We start from the raw sequence: 18,477 nt of genomic DNA, 5'->3' as shown, positions 1-18,477 counted from the left end.
TGTGCCTGTTAACCATCCACAGCAAAGAACGATCAACGCTATATGTAGCGTTTTTGGTTGCGTTTACACGCTAGGAATCGGTGTCTAGCGTTGGTCCCCAGAGCGTTTGGGAGATCGATTCGAAATGACGGCCGCAGCGCCATGGAGCGTAAAGGGGATAGACCCCAAGGCACGGGAGGTCGCTAAGGACCTCGCGCGTCGCTCCGGGATGACCCTGGGCGAATGGCTGAATCGCATGATCATCGATGGCGAGGGCGTCGATGGGGTGGCCCTGGACGCCTTGGTCGATCGTCCGATCCCCGCCAACAGTCCCTATTATGAGACGAGCCGCCGCGACGCTCCGGCCCGTATCGAGGCGCCCGAGCATCCGGGCGACGAGGTTGGTCGCGTGGCGATCGCCCTGGATCGCCTAACCAACCGCATCGAAGCCGCCGAGAGCCGGTCGGCCCAGGCCATCTCCGGCATCGATGATTCCGTTCGCGGCGCCCTGCAGCGCCTGGCCCAGGCCGAGCGCGAGCAGGTGGCCGTGGCCGCTCGCTTCGAAGGCGCGGTCGATAACATCAAGACCGACACTGTCCGCAACGCCGAACGCCTGCGCCGCATGGAGGCCGAAGCCGTCGGTCCTCGCTCCGCCGAGGCCCTGCGCGCCCTTGAAGGCGCGCTCGGCAAGGTCGCTGGTCACCTCTACGAAGGCGAGGCCCGCACCCGCGAGACCATCGCTCACCTGGAAAACCGCCTGGACAACCAGGCTGGCGCCGGGGCCAGCGCGGTCGATCCGGCCGCCCTGGTCGATGAGGTGGTGGCTCGTCTGGGCCAGCGCCTGGAAGCCGCCGAAACCCGCACCACCGAGGCCCTCCAGGCCCTTGGCGCCTCCTTCACGGCCCTCGATGGCCGTCTGCAGACCGTCGAGACCAGCGATGTCGGCGCAGGCGTCCAGAAGCGCCTGGACGATCTGTCCAACGGCCTGACCCAGCACATGGAGGCCGCCCGCATGGAGATGGCCGCCAAACTGCGCGAAAGCGCCGACGGCCGCTTCGACCGCATGGAGCGCAAGCTGGGCGAAATGACCGCCCACGTGCAGGCTGCCGAGCAGCGCTCGGCCCAAGCCATCGAACGCATGGGCCGTGAGGTTGTCGGCATGGCCGACGCCCTGAACCGCCGCGTGCAGACGTCGGAAGCCCGCAACACCGCCGCCATCGAGCAGGTCGGCGGTGAGGTCGCCCGCATCGCCACCGCCGTCGAGCAGAAACTGCACCGCGCCGACAGCGTCCAGGCCCAGGCCCTGGAAAAGCTGGGCACGGAAATCGCCCGGATCACCGAAAAGCTGGCCGAGCGCATCAGCAATGCTGAGCGCCGCAACGCCCTGGCCATCGACGATGTCGGCGATCAGGTCACCCGCGTCACCGACCGCCTGAGCCAGCGCCATGAGCGCACGTCGCAGGAACTGGTCGATCGCATCCGCCTGAGCGAGGAGCGCACCGCGCGCATGCTCGAAGAGGCGCGCGAGAAGATCGACACCAAGCTAGCTGAGGCTCAGCGTCGCGCCGAACCGGCCCCGCCCGTGTCGCAACCCGCCCCGTCGCCCTTCGACGGCGAGCGCTACTCGTTCGGTGGTGAGGCCGTTCCCGAAGACGTCTTCCACCAGGCCGACGCATTTATTCCGGCTCTCGCGCCGAGCTTCGCCTCGACACCCGCGCGCACGGCCGCGCCGGAGGCCTTTGACGCCCCGGTGTTCGAAGCGCCGGCCTTCCCGGCCAGTGAGCCGCTGGAACCCAAGTTCGGCGAGGAGGATTTCGCGGCCGCCGATGGCTTCGGTCTCGCCGCGCCGGTCGAACCAGAGCCGGCCTTCGAATCGGCGGCCGAATACGACGCCGATTTCCCCGACCTCGAATTCGCCGCATCAGAACCGCCGGTCGAGCCGTCGCGACCGCTATCGACTCGCGAAGTGATCGAGCAGGCCCGCGCGGCCGCTCGCCAGGCCGCCGCCGCGGGTGACGTCAAGGGCAAGGACAGGCCCAAGAAGGCCAAGACCCCCGGCGTCTCATTGTTTGCAAGCTTCGGCGCCAAGAATTCGGCGAAGAAGGCCAAGTCCAAGTCAATCATGAAGACCGCCCTAATGGTCTCGGCCACGGCCGCTTGCATGGGTGTCGCCGCCGCTGGTGTGATCATGAGCGTGGCCCAGGGCAACGGCGCCCTGCCCGAGCGCGTGGCCGAGGGCAAGACCAAGGCCTCGGCCGGTGAGATCCGGTCTTCCGAAGCCGACACCAGTCCCGACGCTCCCCGCGCTGCCATCGCCCTGACTCCGCAGGCGCCGATGGCTGACGCTTCATCCCAGCTCGACGTCGCCCCGCCGGCGGCCGAGAACGCCCAGGCCCTCTACGAGGACGGCGTCCGTCGCCTTGAATCCAAGGACCGCACGGGTTTGGATATCCTGCGCAAGGCCGCCAATCTTGGTCTGCCGCGCGCCCAATTCTACCTGGCCAAGATGTATGAAGTCGGGGAGGGCGGGGTGAAGAAGGATCTTCCCGAGGCCCGCCGCTGGACCGAACGCGCCGCCACCGCCGGCGAAGCCCGCGCCATGCATAATCTGGCCCTCTATTACTATAAGGGCGAAGGCGGCGAACGGAACTCGACCAAGGCCGCCAGCTGGTTCCGCAAGGCCGCCGACCTGGGTCTCGTCGATAGCCAGTTCAATCTGGCTCAGCTTTATGAAGGCGGTTGGGGCGTTAGTCAGAACCCGTCTGAAGCCTACAAGTGGTACCTGATCGCCGCCAAGGCCGGTGACAACGCCTCGCGCACTCGCGCCATGGCCTTGCGTGGTCAACTGACGGCCGAGGGTCAGCGGATCGCCGAGCGTTCAGCCAGCGGCTACCGCTCCCAGGCCACCGTCGCACCGGTCCAGACCGCCTTGGCCGCGCCCAGCGCCGGCTTGGCGACCGCTCAACGCGCGCTCTCGAAACTGGGCTACTACCAGGGTCCGCAGGACGGCGCGTCATCGCCAGCCTTGCAGATGGCGATCGCCGCCTACCAGCGGGACCAGAATTTGGCGGCCACCGGCGTCCTCGACGGCGACACCCTCGGCCGCCTGTCGGTCTTCTCGCGCTAGGCATTTCGGCCTGGCGAAGGTGAGGCCGCGTCATTTTTCTCCACAAGTCCGTCAGAAGCGGCTAAATATCCTCCGTGGACCTATGAGGCCGGGTCGGCAATAGTCGTCCTTTCCGGGGGGAACGGGAGCTGCGGTCGAAGACCGTCTCCTGAAGGAGTTGTAATGGCGTTTGAAGCAGCGGCTCACCACGCACATGAAGATCGCGTGCCAGTGCCACTGGCCGTCTGGGTGTGTGGCCTCGCAACGCTCGTGCCGTTCGTCGTCTGCTCGGCCCTGTTCTGCTACGGTCCGATCGACCAGCGTCAGGTCGCGTTGATCAGCTTGCTGGCCTATTCCACCGCCATGCTGTCCTACCTCGGCGGTATCCGCTGTGGTCTCGAGATCGAGCGTTCGAGTCCGCGCTGGATCACGTTGGGGCTGTCGCTGTTGTTTCCGCTTGCTGGTTTCGGCCTGCTACTGGGCGGGCTGAAATTCGAGCCGGCCTGGCAGATCTCGGGCTTCCTGCTCGTCTATATCCTGCAGTGGCTGTGGGACGTGACCAATCACGAGGGCCCCGCCTGGCGCCCTCGCCTGCGTACTCTGCTGACCTCGGGCGCCGCCATTTCGCTGGCCTTCGCGCTCGAACAGGCCCTCCACCTCTAACCAGGCGCAAACGGGATCGGCAGGGCGCGTCAGTCCGGCCTTAGCGACTTCCAGCCGACCGCATGCACCCGCCCCCGGCCCAGCGCCGCCGCCAGGGGGGGGGTCCCAAACAGCGGGGCGAAGGCGGCGTCCAGGATGTTCAGCCCGCCCGTGAAGGCTCCAAAGGCCGGCAGCACCAGCCGCGCGCCGTCGGTCACGAAACAGCGCCGCCGCACGCTGGCCCGGCCGCTGGTGACACGCGCCGCCGGGTGCAGGTGACCGGCCACCTCGCCAGGCTGATCGCCGTGGAGGGGCTCGTGGCGGAAGGTCAGGCCAGCGATCACCGCCTCATCGACCACCGCGCCGGGCAGGGTGCGCGGCCCGTCCTCATCGTGATTGCCTACGGCCCAAACCAGTTCGCGACCCAGGGCCAGGGCGGCGATCCGCGTCCGGTCCTCGGGCGGCAGCCGTTCCTCGCCCGCCCCATCGTGGAAACTGTCGCCCAGGAACACCAGGGTGGCGGGCGACAGCGCCGCGAGCTCCCGCTCCAGCCGGTCCAGCGTCTCGCGGGTGTCGTAGGGCGGCAGCATCTGGCCAAAGCGGGCGGCGTAGCTACTGCCCTTCTCAAAGTGCAGGTCGGCGACCACCAGGGTGCGATGGCCCTCCAGCCACAAAGCGCCGGAATGGCGCAGGGTGGCGCGCGTGCCGAAGATTTCGATCTTCAGACCGCCGCAATCACTGATGTTGAAGCTCAGGGTACTCACGCCAAACACTCGTTTCTGATGGAATCGCTCACGACATCGCCTCGGCGATCAGGTCTTCCTCGGCCTCCGCCAGGATCATTTCGCCGGCCGCGTCGCCGGGCGCCCGTTCGCGACCGATCTCCAGCATGATCGGCACGGCGAAGGGCGAAACGCGATCCAGCGCCGCGTGGCGGATCTTGCCCTGGATGCGTTCCAGCATGTCGCCTAGCCGCCCAACGTCAAGCGAGCCGGCCGCCGCGTCGGCGCGGGCGCAACGCAGGAGCAGGTGATCGGGCTGGTGGCGGCGCAGCACGTCATAGATCAGGTCGGTCGAGAAGGTCACCTGGCGGCCCGACTTTTCCTCGCCCGGGTGCCGCCGCTCGATCAGGCCGCTGATCAGGGCGCAGGCCTTGAAGGCGCGCTTCATCAGGAAGCTCTCGTTCAGCCAGGCCTCCAGGTCGTCGCCCAGCATGTCCTGGGCGAACAACTCGTCGAGATCGAGCTCTTCCATCGACTTCAGCGACCAGATGTTGACCGCGTAGTCGTTGGCCACGAAACCCAGCGGCCCCACCCCCATGCGGTCCAGCCGCCGGGTCAGCAGCATGGCCAAGGTGGTGTGGGCCAGGCGGCCCTCGAAGCTGTAGAATACCAGGTGGAAGCGCTTGCCGCGCGGAAAGGTCTCCAGCAGCAGCTCGTCCTCGCCGGGCATGATTGAGCGCAGCTTCTGGTAGCCTAGCCATTCCTGAACGTCGGCGGGCAGGGCGGCCCATTCGCGCTCGTCGTGCATCATCGCCCGCACCCGACTGGCCAGATAGGTCGATAGAGGGAACTTCGACCCACCCCAGGCAGGCATCATCGGATCCTTATCCGCAGCGGGGCTGACGAAGGCGTCGGTGCCGACCAGGCTGTTGAACCGCCAGACCTGGCCGGCAAACACGAAGGTGTCGCCCGGCTTCATCTGCTCGAAGAAGCCTTCCTCGGCCTCGCCGACCTTGCGCCCGCCCATGGAGCGCTTGCCACCGACGCGCACATTGACCACGGCGGCCGTGACGATGGTGCCGACATTCATCCGGTGGCGCTGGATGGTCTGGGCGTTGCGGGCACGCCAGAGGCCGTCGGGACCAGGCACGATGCGGCGGAACTTGTCGTAGCTCTTCAGGGCATAGCCGCCGGTCGAGACGAAATCGACAACGGTCTCGAAGTCCTCCCACTCCAGGTCGGCATACGGCCCGGCGGTGCGGATCTCGTCATAGAGGGCGGTCAGGGCGAACGGCTCGGAACAGGCGCAGCCCATGACGTGCTGGGCCAGCACGTCATGGGCGCCCGTGCGGGCCGGTTCACCGTCCAAGTGGCCGCCGAGGATTGCGTCGGCGGCGGCGCGGCATTCCAGCATCTCGAAGCGGCTGGCCGGCACCAGCAGGGCCCGCGACGGCTCGTCCAGCCGGTGGTTGGCGCGGCCGATGCGCTGGACCATCCGCGAGGCGCCCTTGGGCGCGGCCAGCTGGATCACCAGGTCGACGTCGCCCCAGTCTATGCCCATGTCCAGGGTGGAGGTGCAGACCACGGCCTGGATCTCGCCCCGCGCCATCGCCGCCTCGACCTTGCGCCGCTGCTCGGCCGCCAGGCTGCCGTGGTGCAGGGCGATGGCCAGGCCGTCGTCGTTGAGCTTCCAAAGCTCCTGGAACGCGAACTCCGCCTGGAAGCGCGTGTTGACGAAGACCAGGGCGGTCTTCGACGACTTGATGATTTGATAGACCTCGGCCATGGCGTGCTCGGCCGTGTGGCCGGCCCAGGGCACCTTGCCGCCGGAGATCAGCACCTCGACGATCGGCTGCGCGCCGCCCGCGCCGAGGACGAGATCGACCGTGTGGTCCATTAGGTCCTCCCCCTGTGGGGGAGGTGTCGACTGCAGATCGACGGAGGGGGGAGTGGGCTGCGTCGTCAGACTCCCCCCACCGACGCTTCGCGTCGCCTCCCCCACGGGGGGAGGCGTTTTGCGGTGGAAGCCCAGCCACCGTCTCACTAGGTCCGGATCATTCACCGTCGCAGACAAGCCTACGCGCCGCATCTTCGGCGCGAACCGTTGCAGCCGCGCCAGATCCAGCGCCAGCAGGTCGCCGCGCTTGTTGGGCCACATGGCGTGGGCCTCGTCGATGATCACGCACGAGAGGTCGGCGAAATAGTCGCGCGCGCCTTCCCAGGCGCAGAACAGCGCCAACTGCTCTGGCGTTGTCAGCAGAATGTCCGGTGGTTTCAGGCGCTGGCGAGCCTTGCGGGATTCGCCGGTGTCGCCGGTGCGGCTCTCGGCGGTGATCTTCAGGCCCATCTCGCGGATCGGCGTGGCCAGATTGCGCTCGATATCCACCGCCAGGGCCTTGAGCGGCGAGATGTAGAGGGTGTGGACCCCGGCCGGCGTATTGCGCGGCGCGCGCTCGGTCAGCTCGATCAAGCTGGGCAGGAAGCCCGCCAGCGTCTTGCCGCCACCGGTGGGGGCGACTAGCAGGACGTCACGCCCCTGCCGCCCCTTCTCGATCATGGCGAGCTGATGGGGTCGCGGCGCCCAACCACGCGCGGCGAACCACTCTAAAAAGCGGGGGGGAAGGGCGTCAGCCGCGAGCATTGTGATGCGTATAGCATGTTCCCGTTCCGTTTCCATGCGAACCGCGCTAGTTAAATCCCTGTGAGCGCGCAGATTCCCACCCTTGAACTGGCCCCCGCCCTGGTCGTTTTGCCCGGGCCGCGGGCGGGCTATGCCGATGGCGGCTCGGGCCGTCCAGGCGAAGACGGCGGCGGACGGCCTTTGCGCACGCCTGACGCGCGCGACCTGTTCGAGCATGGCCCCGTCCTGGTCGCTCACGCGGCTATGACCGCCAAACGGCTTAATCTGCACGCGCCGTCGCGGGGGCGAGGCGTGTTCGACGTGCTGGAGCTCTATGTCTTCACGCGGCCCGCTACCTTCTGCGCGCCGTCGGCCGTGGGACTGGCCACGGCCTTGGGTCTGCCCGAGCCCAAGGGGGCGCCGGCCCAGGCCCAGACCCTGCGTGACGCCGCCGACGCCCTGCTGCGCGAACTGGCCCTGACCCCGCGTCCTTCCCGCGAGGAGGCGCTTGCGGTCGCCGAGACCCTGGCCCGCGCGGGTTGGGCCTGGGGTCCGGCGGTGGTCGGCGCCCTGCGCTCGGTTCCGGTCGGCAACCAGTTTCGCAGTTCTGGCCTCGACGTCTGGGCGCGCGCCACCGAATGGGAAGACCAGGCCCCGCCCGGCGAACCCGGCAGCCGTCCGGTCGATCCCGAGCGGGCCAGCGAGCGGCTGAAGGAGCTGCTGCAGCGCTCGGGCCTGGACGAGGTGCGTGAGGCTCAGGACACCTTCGCCCGCGAAGCCGCTTTCGCCTTCGCGCCCCGCGAGCGCGAGGGTGAGCCGCGCATGATGCTGGCCGAGGCTGGAACCGGGGTTGGCAAAACGCTCGGCTACCTCGCCCCCGCCTCGCTGTGGGCGGAGGCCAACGGCCCGGCGGTGTGGATCAGCACCTATACCCGCGCCTTGCAGCGCCAGATCGAGCGCGAGAGCCACTCGATCTATCCCGACCCGCTGGTGCGGGCGCGCAAGGCCGTGGTCCGCAAGGGCCGCGAGAACTACATCTGCCTGTTGAACTTCCAGGAGCAGGTCAACACCGCCCAACTGGGCAATGGCGACCTGATCGGCCTGGCCCTGGCGGCGCGATGGGCGCGGGTCAGCCGTGACGGCGACATGACCGGCGGCGACTTCCCCGCCTGGCTGCCGACCCTGTTCGCCATCCCGCCCTCCGCCCAGGCCGGTCCGGCCAATCTGGTCGACCGGCGCGGCGAATGCATCCACGCCGGCTGCCAGCATTACCGCGTCTGCTTCATCGAAAAAGCCGTTCGGGCCTCCAAGCGCGCCGACATCGTCATCGCCAACCACGCCCTGGTGCTGAGCCAGGCGGCCTTCGACGGCGCGCGGGCGGCGCGCGGCCTGAAAGGCGACAACGAGACCACCTCGCTCAAGCGCATCGTCTTCGACGAAGGCCACCACCTGTTCGACGCCGCCGACAGCGCCTTCTCGGCCGCCCTGTCCGGCGCCGAGGCCGCGGAGATGCGGCGCTGGCTGCGAGGTCCGGAGGGACGCGGCCGGCGGGGGCGGGGGCTGGAGACCCGGCTGCTCGACATCATTGGTGACCGCGAGGGCGCGCGCGCCGCGCTGAACGCCGCCTTGCACGCCGCCGCTGTCCTGCCGGGTGAGGGGTGGTCTGGTCGCATCGCGCCGCCTGACGGCCAGGTCAATCCGATCGGCCCCATCGAGAGCTTCCTGGTCGCGGTGATCGAACAATTGCGCGCCCGCGTCACCGATCGTCCGGGTGCGGCAGAGCAGGGGCTGCAGTGCGCCGCTCGTCCGGCCATCGAGCTGGTGCGCGAGCGGGCCGGCGAGGCCGCGCAGGCCCTGGCCGCCGTCGAGGCTCCGCTGCTGGCCCTGGCCCGCCACCTCGAGGACGTGCTCGACGAGGAAGCAGACACCCTGCCCACCTCCGAGCGGGCGCGCATCGAGGGCGCCCTGCGCGGCTTGGACCGCCGGTGCCGCATGACCCTGCCGGCCTGGCGCTCGATCCTGAAAGCCATCGACGAGGACGCCGAGGACGATCCGGAGTTCGTGGATTGGTTCGAGGCGACGTTCCTTTACGGGCGGGTGGTCGACGCCGCGTGCCGTCGGCACTGGGTCGATCCGACCGAGCCGCTGCGGGCGGCGGTGCTCAGCCCTGCCCACGGTGTGCTGGTGACCAGCGCCACCCTGACGGATCCGGCGTTGGAGGACCCCTTCGCCCTGGCCGAGATGCGCACCGGCGCCGCGCGGCTGCCGCAGTCGCCCAAGGTGCTGAAGCTGGCTTCGCCCTTCGACTACGCCAACCACGCCCGGGCCTTCGTGGTCACCGACGTGGGCAAGGACGATCCTCGCCAGGTGTCGGCGGCGATGCGCGAGCTGTTCCTGGCGGCCGGCGGCGGGGGCCTGGGCCTGTTCACCGCCATCCGTCGGCTGAAGGCCGTGCACGAGCGTATCGCGGCCCCCTTGGCGGACGCCGGCCTGGCGCTGTACGCCCAGCACGTCGACCCTCTGGAAGCCGGGGCGTTGGTTGATATCTTCCGGGCCGAGGAGGACGCCTGCCTGCTGGGCACCGACGCTATCCGCGACGGCATCGACGTGCCGGGCCGCAGCCTGCGCCTGCTGGTCTTCGACCGCGTGCCCTGGCCGCGTCCCGACGTGCTGCACAAGGCCCGACGCGCGCGGTTCGGCGGCAAGGGCTATGACGACTCCACCGCCCGCGCCCGTATCAGTCAGGCCTTTGGTCGCCTGATCCGGCGGGCGGACGACAAGGGGGTGTTCGTGATGCTGGACGCCGCCGCGCCCACCCGCCTGTTTTCCAGCCTGCCCGAGGGCGTGACAATCGAACGCGTCGGTCTCGTCGAGGCTATTGAAGCCACCGCCGCATTTTTGTCGAAAGATCAGTCTTAATCCGTGTTCCGCATAGGTGCGCGGGCGTCGAAGGGTGAGCGGTCGGGCGTGCGTTAAGGGAATTGCGTTGGCGTTGGGTAGGATTTTGGCGGCCGTCGCGGCCGTGATCTGCGTTGGAACGGCCTCGAGTGTCCAGGCAGCGGACTTCGTGCGCCCCGATTGTCGCATGATGGTCAAGCCGACCGACGCCATCCGTTTCGATACCGACGAGCACCGGCGCTGGTACAAGCGGTTCTGGACCGGAACCTGCGATCACCTGCCGTTCTGTTTCGGCGGTTCGCCCAACTGGAACGACATCGTCGGCAAGTTATTGGTCAAGGGCGGTCCGACCGAACAGCCCGCATTGCTGCCAAGGGCCTGTCGCTTGGGTCAACTGATCGGGCTGGAATGGGCCAAGGACAAGGGTGTGCAGAAGATCAGCACCAAGGATCTCAAGACCTTCAACGCCATGCTCGATGAGGCAGGGGATCCGTTGAAGGGCGTCGAGGCCGTCGAGGCCAAGGCTCGGGTCCTGACCGCCGCACGGTAGCGATCCGTCCTCACCCGTGAAACGGTGAGGCGTCCGCCGCGCCCCGGACCCCGTACCTCCTGCGAAAGGAGACACGGCATGCATCTACGAAACCTCGTGGCGATCCTCATCACGGGGACCGTCCTGGCCACCTCCGCCCACGCCGCCGCCCTGTCGCCCAAGGCCCAGGCGGCCTTGGCGCGCGGCGAGGCCTATGCCGAGGTCACCCCCGATCCGGACGGGGTCTCGGGCAAGGTCTCGGCGGTGATCGACATCGAGGCCTCGCCGGCCAAGGTCTGGAGCGTGATGACCGACTGCGTCACAGCCGGCAAGATGGTCACCAACCTCGCCCGCTGCACCATCGTCTCGGGCGACATCAAGCGGGGGTCCGACGTGCGTGAACACGTCACCCACCGGAGTCTGTTCCTGCCGGCCATGCGCATTGTCTTCCGCTCGGTCTATGAGCCCTTCACCCGCATCCGCTTCGAGCGGGTGGGCGGTGATCTAAAGGTGGAGCAAGGCGAGTGGCGGCTGCTGGCCTTGCGGGGTGGCGCGGCCACCCGGGTGTTCTATGAAAACCGCCTAGCTGTGGATTTGCCCATCCCTCGGGCCCTGCTGCGCGAAGGCCTGCGCAAGGACACGCCCAAGGTGCTGCTCAATCTGCGGAAGGCTTGTCTGGCGGCGGCATAGGTTGGGGACATGGCTATGAGCATGTCCCCATCGGCTGTCAGCCATGGAACGGGCCACGCCCACAGCCGTTGTTAAGGTCCATTTCGAGGACATCATCATGGCTGACCAAATCGTGCCGCAGGACGGCTCGCAACCCGGCGTGTTGGGTGACTTTTCGCAAGCCCAGGACCTCGGCCAGCCCGGCCACCCCGAGGACCGGGTCTCCGAGACCGACGTCAAGGAAGCCTTCCAGAACGAAAATACCCCGACCACCCGCGCGGTCGAGCCCCCGCCCGAGGGCGAGAAGCACGACCAATTGGCCGAGCATCTGGAGATCGCCGAAGATCGCCAGGAAGCCCTGATCGACGAGAGCCTGGAAGAAAGCTTCCCGGCGTCCGATCCGCCCAGCGCCAAGCACATCACCTGATCCCCACCCCAAACGCCGCCCGGTCTTAAGACCGGGCGGCGTTTTTCTTTGAGCGGTGCTCGCGCCGAGAATCTCGAGCATTTTTCGAGCGAAGTGGTTCCGGTTCGCGTGAAGAAAAATGCGTCAAAACAGAAGATTAGAGCTCACGGCCTGACGCAGTCAGGTCGGGAAATGCTCTAGTGGTCGGCGGGCGGGGTCTGCGGCGCGTCGCCCTGACGGCGAGCCCTTATCTTCGACATGGCGGTCTTCAGCTCGTCCACGGTGACCTTGCCGTCGCTGTCGGCGTCAACCAAGGCGAAGCGCTCTTCCTTACGGCCTGCGGCGACCCATTCGGCCTTGTCGACGACGCCATCAGCGTTCTTATCCCAGGCCTTATGGATCTTCTCGGGGGACGGCATCTGGGCCAGGGCGGACCCGGCGGCGAGGGTGGTCAGCGTGGCGAAGGCGGCGGCGATCAGTTTGCGGCGCATGGGTGTTTCCTTCTGGGCAGGTCCCTTGGGACCATTTGCGCGGGATGTTGCGGCCATATTTCGGCACGGCGCGATTGAGACTGATCCGGCGGCTGAGGACAGATCGGCCTGGACGATCTAGTCGTTGATCAGCCCGACCTTATACCAACCGTTGTCGCCGAGCCGTTTCAGCACTGCCGTGTAGGTTTCGTACTCCACCGCGTCCGTGGCGCGAATTCTCACCGGCTGCTGGCTTTTGTCGGAAGCGGTAGAGGCAGCGGCGACGTCGCTCGCCAAGGTCTCCAGGCTCGACGGCCGACCATCGACGCGGATTTCGTCCTTCGCGTCGATGAAGATATCGACCGGCTTGGGCGCGGGCGGCGACTTCGGTGTGGCGGCCGGCGGCAAGTCGATCTTGATCGACACCATCCGATCCAGCTTCGCGAAGAACAGTCCCCAAACCACTAGCGCCAGGGCGACGGCGCAGAGGGCCAGGCCAAGGACGCGTTTCCAGCTCACAGCCTAATGCTTCCCGCGATCCCGCCCGAAGTTCGGTTCGGCGCTTTCCTGGCCCGCCGCGACGATTCCTCGCCGGATGGCGCGGGTGCGGGTGAAGTGGTCGTGCAGGGTGTCGGCGTCTCCCCAGCGGATGGCGCGGCTCATGGCCTGAAGATCCTCGGTGAAGCGGCCCAGCATCTCCAGCACCGCGTCCTTGTTGGCCACGAAGATGTCGCGCCACATGGTCGGGTCGCTGGCGGCGATGCGGGTGAAGTCGCGGAAGCCGCCGGCGGAATATTTCATCACCTCGCTCTCGGTGACGTTCTCCAGGTCGGCCGCGCTGCCGACGATGGTGTAGGCGATCAGGTGGGGCAGGTGGCTGGTGACGGCCAGCACCAGGTCGTGGTGCTTCTCGTCCATCAGCTCCACATTGGCCCCGATGGCGCGCCAGAAGCTCGACAGCCGGGCCACGGCCAGGGCGTAGGCCTCGTCGTCGGTGATCTTCGGCGTCAGGATCGTCCAGCGGTTCTCGAACAGCTCGGCGAAGCCGGCGTCGGGGCCCGAGTGCTCGGTGCCGGCGATCGGATGGCCCGGAATGACGTGAACGCCCACCGGAGCGGCGGCGTACATGGCCTCGGCGGGTCCGGCCTTGACCGAGCCGACATCGGTCAGGGTGGCGCCGGGCTTCATGACGGCGGCGGCCAAGGCGGCGACCTCGGCGGTGGCCAGGACGGGGGTGGCGATCACTACCAGGTCGGCGCCCGCCACGCCCTCGGCCACGTCGCCGGTGACCAGGTCGGCCAGGCCCAGGGCCTCGACGCGCGCCCGATGCGCGGGGCTGGCGTCGACCACGACCACCTCGCCGACGAGCTTCTGCTCGCGCGCCGCGCGGACAATCGACCCGCCGATCAGGCCAAAGCCGATGACGGTCATCTTGGGATAGAGGACGCCGGGCGGGATCATTCGGACGCTCCGCTCATCGCCTGATGAACTCGGCCAGTAGGTCCACCACGGCCCGGTTGTGCTCCTCCAACCCAATGGAAATCCGAATCGCGTTGGGCAGGCCGTAATTGGCCACCGCCCGCACCAGATAACCCTTCGCCGCCATGAACGCCTCGGCCTCGCGCGCAGTCTTGCCGGCCACGTCCGGAAAGTTGACCAGCACGAAGTTGGCCGCCGAGGGCGTGACCTCGAGCCCCAACCCGCCGATCTGCTGGGTCAGCCACGGCCGCCATTGCTCAACCAGGGCGACCGAGCGCTTCTGGAAGTCCTCGTCGGCCAGGGCGGCGATGGCCGCGTCCTGGGCCGGGATCGAGGTGTTGAAGGGCGGACGGATGCGCTCGATCGGGTCTATGATCCCGGCCGGCCCATAGGCCCAGCCCACCCGCAGGGCGGCCAGGCCGTGCAGCTTGGAGAAAGTGCGGGTGACGATGACGTTCTCGCTGTCGCGGGCCAGGTTCAACCCGTCCTCGAAGCGGGGATCGGTGCAGAACTCGGCATAGGCGCCGTCCAAAACGAGCACCACCGACGGCGGCAGGGCGGCGTGCAGGGCGCGGATCTGCTCGCCCGTCAGCCAGGTTCCGGTAGGGTTGGCGGGGTTGGCGATGAACACCAGCCGGGTGCGCTCATCGACGCAGGCCACGATCTCGTCGATGTCGATCCGCTGGTTCGGCTCCTTGGCGAAGCGAACCTCAGCCTGGCAGGCGCGGGCCCCGATGGCGTAGGCTGCAAAGCCGTGCTCGCCCTGGACGATGTTGTCGCCGGGCTCGAGATAGACCTGGTTCAGTAGGGCGAAGATCTCGTCGCTGCCATCGCCGAAGGTCAGGCGCTCGGGCTCCAGGCGGAAGTGCGCGGCGACGGCGGCGCGCAGGGCGTTGGCCTTGCCGTCGGGATAGATGTGCAGGCGATCGACGGCGTCACGATAGGCCGTCTTGGCCAGGTCGCTGCAGCCCAGGATGTTCTCGTTGCTCGACAGCTTCACCGGATGGGCGATGCCCTCCACCTTCGACTTGCCGCCCACATAGGCGGCGATGTCGAGCAGGCCCGGCTTGGGCGTGGGGCGGGGCGCGGTGAAGCGGTCGGTGGTCGGAGCGGTCATTCGGAAACTCGGTCGGCGGAGGGGCTGTTCTACACGTCGAAGGGGGTGGGCGCAGCCCCGATGACGCCCGTCAGATGCCCCGGCGCTCGGGTCAGGCGCTCGTCGCCGACCTGGTAGAAGCCCAGCAGCGAGAACAGCTTCAGCCCGCCGGCCTCGGCGACCAGTTCTGCGGCGACGCCATCGACCGCGAGGGCCTCGACTATGGCGTGGGCGCCCTTGGCGCTGTCGGTGACCCAGAAGGTCTGGTCGCCGCCGGTCGGTTCGACCTCGACCTCGGCCACCGCGAAGGCGGCCTGCGGCCCCCAGCGCTCCAGGCAGGGCAGGGCGGCGAAGATCTTCAGCTTCGGTTCGGCCAGCAAGCGGCCCCACCAAGCGCTGTCTTGTGTCAGGGCCAGGACGGATACCCCCCAGGGGGTCTTAGCGGCGGCCAGGGCGTCCTTGTCGGTGGCGACCACCTTCATCGGCGGGGCGACGCCGAAGCGCAGGCGGGCCAGTTCCACGGCGCGGGCGGGATCCTTCCCACCCCAGACGGTCAGGTGATAGGGGCCCTGGCTGGTCAGGCTGTCGGACATCAGCTCGCGCCAGATGCGGATGACCAGGGCGTCGCTGGCGGCTGTGCGGGGCGCCGACAGGAGCTTGCGGACAATCAAAGCCTCGCGGGCGGGGCGCAGGCCAAAGCCGGTGTCACCGGACGCCTGTTTGGCCGCCGCCACGGCGCGCGCCAGGCCGGCCCGCTCGTCGAGCAGGGCCAGCAGCTCACCGTCGATGGCGTCGATCCGCCATCGGACCTCGTCCAGCGAAGGCGTCGCCTCGTCCGCCTCGTTCCCCATGATCTATCCCCGAAATTGGAGGCCGGACCATAGACTTTGCCGCCGAAGGCGCAATAGGGCGAGGTCACGGGAAGAAAGTTGCGTGACAGAACGCTCGCATGGTCTGCGCATAGGTGGGGTGTGTGTCGCGTCACGATACGTCTCCATGTATTATGTATCACCTTGCGATCCGATCTCTGTCGAGGGCGGACGACGTGAACGGCGATTCAGAGCTTCAGGGACGCGCGGGCCAAGGCGATCTTTGACGGGATCAAGCCTGGCAAGGGTTTTCCTGCCGACCTGCTGAGACCTGCGAAGCGAAAGCTGGAAATGCTGCAAGCGGCGACATTGCTTGAGGATCTCCGCTTCCCGCCGGGCAATCGGTTGGAGGCGCTTTTGGGCGTTCGAGCGGGACAGCATTCGATCCGCGTGAACGACCCGTTTCAACTGGTGTTCAAGTGGACGGACGCCGGTCCGGCCGACGTTGAGTTCGTTGACTACCACTAGGCTCGGCAGCCTAACCAATCGAGGAGACCGCGATGCCCGCCCACATCGCCAGCCCCGCAGACCCTCTCGCCCCGGTTCATCCGGGCGAGATTCTGCTGGAGGAATTCATCAGGCCTTTCGGCCTTTCGCCGGGAAAAACCGCCAAGCGCCTGCACATCGCGCGACCGCGCATCGAGAAGCTGGTTCGTGGCCAGACGCCGGTGACCGTCGATACGGCCTTGCGTCTGGAAAAGCTGTTCGGGGCCACCGCGCAGTTCTGGCTCAACCTCCAGACCCGTTATGATTTGGAGACGGCCAAGCGCGCGCTGGCGGGCGACATCGCGTTGATCGAGCCGATCGACGCCGCTGCCTGAGCTCAATAAACGCGCGGCGACGGCCCGGTGTCGAACAGTCCCAGCCGTGTGCGGCCGTTCTCGAACTTCAGAGTGGCCGAAATCTCTGGATCGCGGCCCAGGGCTTGGGCGACCGCAGCGGCGGCGGCTTCGGGGCTCTGCAACGCCTGGCCGGGCGTGGGGGTCTCGCGGACGGTGACGTCCAGCGCGCCCTGGAGGCGGCCATTCTCGCCAACGGTCAGGGCGCCGGTCTTGGCGTCGAGCAAGGCCTCGCCCGCCTTGACCTTGCCTTGCTGGACGCTGAGAGCGCCGCCCGCCTGGGACCAGTCGCGCACGGCGTCGGCCCAGCTTGTTCCGCGCAGGGCGCTGACCTTGCTCAGGCGGATGTCCCACATCAGGGCGGCGGTGCGGTCTTGGGCGATGCGGCCCAGCAGGCCGGTGAACTGGGCCTTGGCGCCGTCGGCCTTGAACAGGATGGCGGCCTGATCATCGGGACCCGGCACGATGTGCAGCACCAGGCCGGCCGTTGACAGCAGCGGGAACGGCGCGGCGCCGGCGGCGGGGGTGAAGAGCAGGTTGGCGCCCTCGACCGAGATGCGCGGCGGATATTTGTCGAAGCCCGCGAAGCTGGCCCGCAAGGCCTGGCCCGTGATCGTCACGTCGCCATTGATCGGCCGCGTCATCACCACGCCAGCCGGGGCGACCACCACCCAATGGCCCAGGCTGTAGGCGTTGGCCTCGCCCTTTAGCCGCGGCGCTCGCAAGGCCCAACCCGACGGTTCGGCGACCCGGGCGTCGGTCAGGGTGATATCCATGCGGAAGGGAAAGCCGCTGAAGGTTCGGGTTTCCCACGACAGGTCGTAGCCGCGCGACTTCATCGACAAGGCCGTAGCGTCCATCCGCTGCTCGACCTGGCCGCGCAGCCAGAACCAGCCGAGGCTCCAGGCCAGAGCAACTATCAACAGCACCACGAAAGGCGCCAGCAGACCACGACGCCGGGGCTTGCGGGACGGTGCGGCGGCGTTATTGGTCATGAAAAGAGCGGCTCCGGTCGGGAAGAGTGATGGCGTCTGACAGCGAAGACCGCTGGGTATTTGGGTATGGATCGCTCATGTGGCGGCCTGGGTTCCCGTTCATAGAGCGAAGAACGGCCGTGCTCCATGGGCGACGGCGGGCGTTCTGCATCTATTCGGTCCATCACCGGGGGACCCATGAGCGCCCGGGGCTGGTTTTAGGCTTGGCGCCCGGCGGCGCGACGCGTGGCGTGGTCTACCGCGTCGCGGCGGCGCAATGGCCTGAAGTCTATGCCTATCTGCGCGAACGCGAGCAGCCGACCGAGACCTATTTCGAGGCCTGGTCAGAGGTGAAGATCGACGGAGACGGAAAGACTTCCGCGCTCGTCTTCCTGTCGGACATGAAGCACAGCCAGTGGGCGGGCTCCCTCACCCTGGACCAGCAATGCGCGCTGATCGCCGGGGCGACGGGCCTGTCGGGGCGCAATATCGACTACCTGCGCGACCTCGTACTGCACCTGCGCGAGGACGGGTTGCGCGACCGGGCGATGGAGACCTTGCTGGCGATGGTGGAGGCGCGAGAGGCCGCCTAACGGATTCTACGACACAATCCCGTTGCTTACGCAACTCTCCGTCCGCCAGGTGCCGTTGCGTTTGCGCAGTAGACAGTTGCGGCCTTTGCCGGCTAGCGACGCCCACTGTGCATAGGTGGAGACGAAGGCGATCGTGCCAGAGGCGGAGATGACCGGTCGGCCGACTTCGTTCCAAGGATAGTCGGCGACGTGTAGGGATCTTTCACTCCAGCCGAAGCCGAGTTTGCGCCAATCGCAAGCCGGGACGAAATGCCGGCCTTCGGACTTTGGAGCGCCCAGGGCAAGGTCAGTCGCCTCGGTGTCAGTCAGTTGGGGAAAGGCATTCTGAAAGCCAGCCGCGTCGGCCGGGCCGTAGCTGAAATGTCCGGCTAGCAGGTCGCGCAGGCTCACGAGACTTTCGGGTTCTCTGAACACCGCCGATAGCACCGCGCAGTCGTCGGCGGTCGCCCGAACAACCTTTTCGCCCGCCACGGCGTTGGATAGGCCGAGACTCATCGAGACGAGCAGAGTCGCGGCGCCTGTTAAAGCAGCCCGTGCTGCAAGCCGCAGGCCGCCCATTTTGATCACTCCCTTTTGGGAGGAGCCT

Annotated in this window: 18 protein-coding genes; 9 read left to right on the top strand and 9 right to left on the bottom strand. The window is 67.7% G+C overall.

The window, feature by feature from the left end; genetic code table 11:
- Positions 1–208 precede the first annotated feature (208 nt).
- Positions 209–3,106, top strand: coding sequence for a peptidoglycan-binding protein (locus tag ACP694_RS14940; protein ID WP_426013613.1), 2,898 nt, complete (start codon positions 209–211; stop codon positions 3,104–3,106).
- A 162-nt stretch (positions 3,107–3,268) separates the two neighbouring features.
- Positions 3,269–3,748 (top strand): DUF3429 domain-containing protein, encoded by a 480-nt coding sequence (locus ACP694_RS14935; RefSeq protein ID WP_426013611.1) that lies wholly within the window; start codon positions 3,269–3,271, stop codon positions 3,746–3,748.
- 29 nt (positions 3,749–3,777) lie between these two features.
- Here the strand turns inward: ACP694_RS14935 and pdeM are convergent, their stop codons facing one another.
- Together pdeM and ACP694_RS14925 are read right to left on the bottom strand one after the other, a co-directional pair.
- Positions 3,778–4,491, bottom strand: coding sequence for a ligase-associated DNA damage response endonuclease PdeM (gene pdeM / locus ACP694_RS14930; RefSeq protein WP_426013609.1), 714 nt, complete (start codon positions 4,489–4,491; stop codon positions 3,778–3,780).
- Positions 4,492–4,519: 28 nt separating this feature from the next.
- Positions 4,520–7,090: a ligase-associated DNA damage response DEXH box helicase gene (locus tag ACP694_RS14925; RefSeq protein ID WP_426013608.1), complete on the bottom strand. Its 2,571-nt coding sequence runs from the start codon at positions 7,088–7,090 to the stop codon at positions 4,520–4,522.
- A 60-nt stretch (positions 7,091–7,150) separates the two neighbouring features.
- Here ACP694_RS14925 and ACP694_RS14920 point away from each other — a divergent pair, with 60 nt between their 5' ends.
- The 4 genes from ACP694_RS14920 (at position 7,151) to ACP694_RS14905 (ending at position 11,592) form a co-directional block, all read left to right on the top strand.
- Positions 7,151–9,988, top strand: coding sequence for an ATP-dependent DNA helicase (locus ACP694_RS14920; protein ID WP_426013606.1), 2,838 nt, complete (start codon positions 7,151–7,153; stop codon positions 9,986–9,988).
- A 166-nt stretch (positions 9,989–10,154) separates the two neighbouring features.
- On the top strand, positions 10,155–10,517 hold the full coding sequence (locus tag ACP694_RS14915) for a hypothetical protein (protein ID WP_426013604.1): 363 nt from the start codon (positions 10,155–10,157) through the stop codon (positions 10,515–10,517).
- A 78-nt stretch (positions 10,518–10,595) separates the two neighbouring features.
- Entirely contained in the window at positions 10,596–11,186 is a 591-nt protein-coding gene (locus tag ACP694_RS14910) for an SRPBCC family protein (RefSeq protein ID WP_426013602.1), read from the top strand.
- 97 nt (positions 11,187–11,283) lie between these two features.
- Entirely contained in the window at positions 11,284–11,592 is a 309-nt protein-coding gene (locus ACP694_RS14905; RefSeq protein ID WP_426013600.1) for a hypothetical protein, read from the top strand.
- 176 nt (positions 11,593–11,768) lie between these two features.
- Here the strand turns inward: ACP694_RS14905 and ACP694_RS14900 are convergent, their stop codons facing one another.
- The 5 genes from ACP694_RS14900 to ACP694_RS14880 form a co-directional block, all read right to left on the bottom strand.
- Positions 11,769–12,062: an EF-hand domain-containing protein gene (locus ACP694_RS14900; protein WP_426013598.1), complete on the bottom strand. Its 294-nt coding sequence runs from the start codon at positions 12,060–12,062 to the stop codon at positions 11,769–11,771.
- Between the two features lie 117 nt (positions 12,063–12,179).
- On the bottom strand, positions 12,180–12,560 hold the full coding sequence (locus ACP694_RS14895; RefSeq protein WP_426013596.1) for an ExbD/TolR family protein: 381 nt from the start codon (positions 12,558–12,560) through the stop codon (positions 12,180–12,182).
- Between the two features lie 3 nt (positions 12,561–12,563).
- Positions 12,564–13,502, bottom strand: coding sequence for a prephenate/arogenate dehydrogenase family protein (locus ACP694_RS14890; RefSeq protein ID WP_426013595.1), 939 nt, complete (start codon positions 13,500–13,502; stop codon positions 12,564–12,566).
- 13 nt (positions 13,503–13,515) lie between these two features.
- Positions 13,516–14,637, bottom strand: coding sequence for a histidinol-phosphate transaminase (gene hisC / locus ACP694_RS14885; protein ID WP_426013594.1), 1,122 nt, complete (start codon positions 14,635–14,637; stop codon positions 13,516–13,518).
- A gap of 29 nt (positions 14,638–14,666) precedes the next feature.
- A complete protein-coding gene (locus tag ACP694_RS14880) occupies positions 14,667–15,467 on the bottom strand; it encodes a chorismate mutase (protein WP_426013592.1) in 801 nt (266 codons plus the stop codon).
- 204 nt (positions 15,468–15,671) lie between these two features.
- Here ACP694_RS14880 and ACP694_RS14875 point away from each other — a divergent pair, with 204 nt between their 5' ends.
- Together ACP694_RS14875 and ACP694_RS14870 are read left to right on the top strand one after the other, a co-directional pair.
- Positions 15,672–15,953 carry a type II toxin-antitoxin system RelE/ParE family toxin gene (locus ACP694_RS14875; RefSeq protein WP_426013801.1) on the top strand — a complete coding sequence of 94 codons (282 nt, stop codon included), beginning with the start codon at positions 15,672–15,674 and terminating at the stop codon, positions 15,951–15,953.
- 32 nt (positions 15,954–15,985) lie between these two features.
- Entirely contained in the window at positions 15,986–16,306 is a 321-nt protein-coding gene (locus ACP694_RS14870) for a HigA family addiction module antitoxin (RefSeq protein WP_426013590.1), read from the top strand.
- Between the two features lie 2 nt (positions 16,307–16,308).
- Here ACP694_RS14870 and ACP694_RS14865 read toward each other — a convergent pair whose 3' ends face one another.
- Positions 16,309–17,319 (bottom strand): DUF2125 domain-containing protein, encoded by a 1,011-nt coding sequence (locus ACP694_RS14865; RefSeq protein ID WP_426013589.1) that lies wholly within the window; start codon positions 17,317–17,319, stop codon positions 16,309–16,311.
- Positions 17,320–17,348: 29 nt separating this feature from the next.
- On the opposite strand from ACP694_RS14865, the gene ACP694_RS14860 reads away from it, so the two are divergent.
- Entirely contained in the window at positions 17,349–17,891 is a 543-nt protein-coding gene (locus ACP694_RS14860) for a gamma-glutamylcyclotransferase (protein WP_426013587.1), read from the top strand.
- 6 nt (positions 17,892–17,897) lie between these two features.
- On the opposite strand, the gene ACP694_RS14855 is transcribed toward ACP694_RS14860, so the two are convergent.
- The gene (locus tag ACP694_RS14855; RefSeq protein WP_426013585.1) at positions 17,898–18,449 is read right to left on the bottom strand and encodes a hypothetical protein; all 552 of its coding nucleotides are present in this window, start codon (positions 18,447–18,449) and stop codon (positions 17,898–17,900) included.
- Between the last annotated feature and the right edge of the window lie 28 nt (positions 18,450–18,477).

This window comes from Caulobacter sp. DWR2-3-1b2 (genome assembly GCF_049896345.1).
GTDB lineage: Bacteria > Pseudomonadota > Alphaproteobacteria > Caulobacterales > Caulobacteraceae > Caulobacter.
The sequence above is the reverse complement of the archived record's forward strand: the minus strand, read 5'-3'. Positions and strand labels throughout refer to the sequence as shown.

Coding starts and splice junctions, on each gene's coding strand:
- ACP694_RS14940 (WP_426013613.1), top strand. CDS start 209: ATGACCCTGGGCGAATGGCTGAATCGCATGATCATCGATGGCGAGGGC.
- ACP694_RS14935 (WP_426013611.1), top strand. CDS start 3,269: ATGGCGTTTGAAGCAGCGGCTCACCACGCACATGAAGATCGCGTGCCA.
- ACP694_RS14925 (WP_426013608.1), bottom strand. CDS start 7,090: ATGCTCGCGGCTGACGCCCTTCCCCCCCGCTTTTTAGAGTGGTTCGCC.
- ACP694_RS14915 (WP_426013604.1), top strand. CDS start 10,155: ATGATGGTCAAGCCGACCGACGCCATCCGTTTCGATACCGACGAGCAC.
- ACP694_RS14910 (WP_426013602.1), top strand. CDS start 10,596: ATGCATCTACGAAACCTCGTGGCGATCCTCATCACGGGGACCGTCCTG.
- ACP694_RS14905 (WP_426013600.1), top strand. CDS start 11,284: ATGGCTGACCAAATCGTGCCGCAGGACGGCTCGCAACCCGGCGTGTTG.
- ACP694_RS14900 (WP_426013598.1), bottom strand. CDS start 12,062: ATGCGCCGCAAACTGATCGCCGCCGCCTTCGCCACGCTGACCACCCTC.
- ACP694_RS14890 (WP_426013595.1), bottom strand. CDS start 13,502: ATGATCCCGCCCGGCGTCCTCTATCCCAAGATGACCGTCATCGGCTTT.
- hisC (WP_426013594.1), bottom strand. CDS start 14,637: ATGACCGCTCCGACCACCGACCGCTTCACCGCGCCCCGCCCCACGCCC.
- ACP694_RS14880 (WP_426013592.1), bottom strand. CDS start 15,467: ATGGGGAACGAGGCGGACGAGGCGACGCCTTCGCTGGACGAGGTCCGA.
- ACP694_RS14870 (WP_426013590.1), top strand. CDS start 15,986: ATGCCCGCCCACATCGCCAGCCCCGCAGACCCTCTCGCCCCGGTTCAT.
- ACP694_RS14865 (WP_426013589.1), bottom strand. CDS start 17,319: ATGACCAATAACGCCGCCGCACCGTCCCGCAAGCCCCGGCGTCGTGGT.
- ACP694_RS14860 (WP_426013587.1), top strand. CDS start 17,349: ATGGCGTCTGACAGCGAAGACCGCTGGGTATTTGGGTATGGATCGCTC.
- ACP694_RS14855 (WP_426013585.1), bottom strand. CDS start 18,449: ATGGGCGGCCTGCGGCTTGCAGCACGGGCTGCTTTAACAGGCGCCGCG.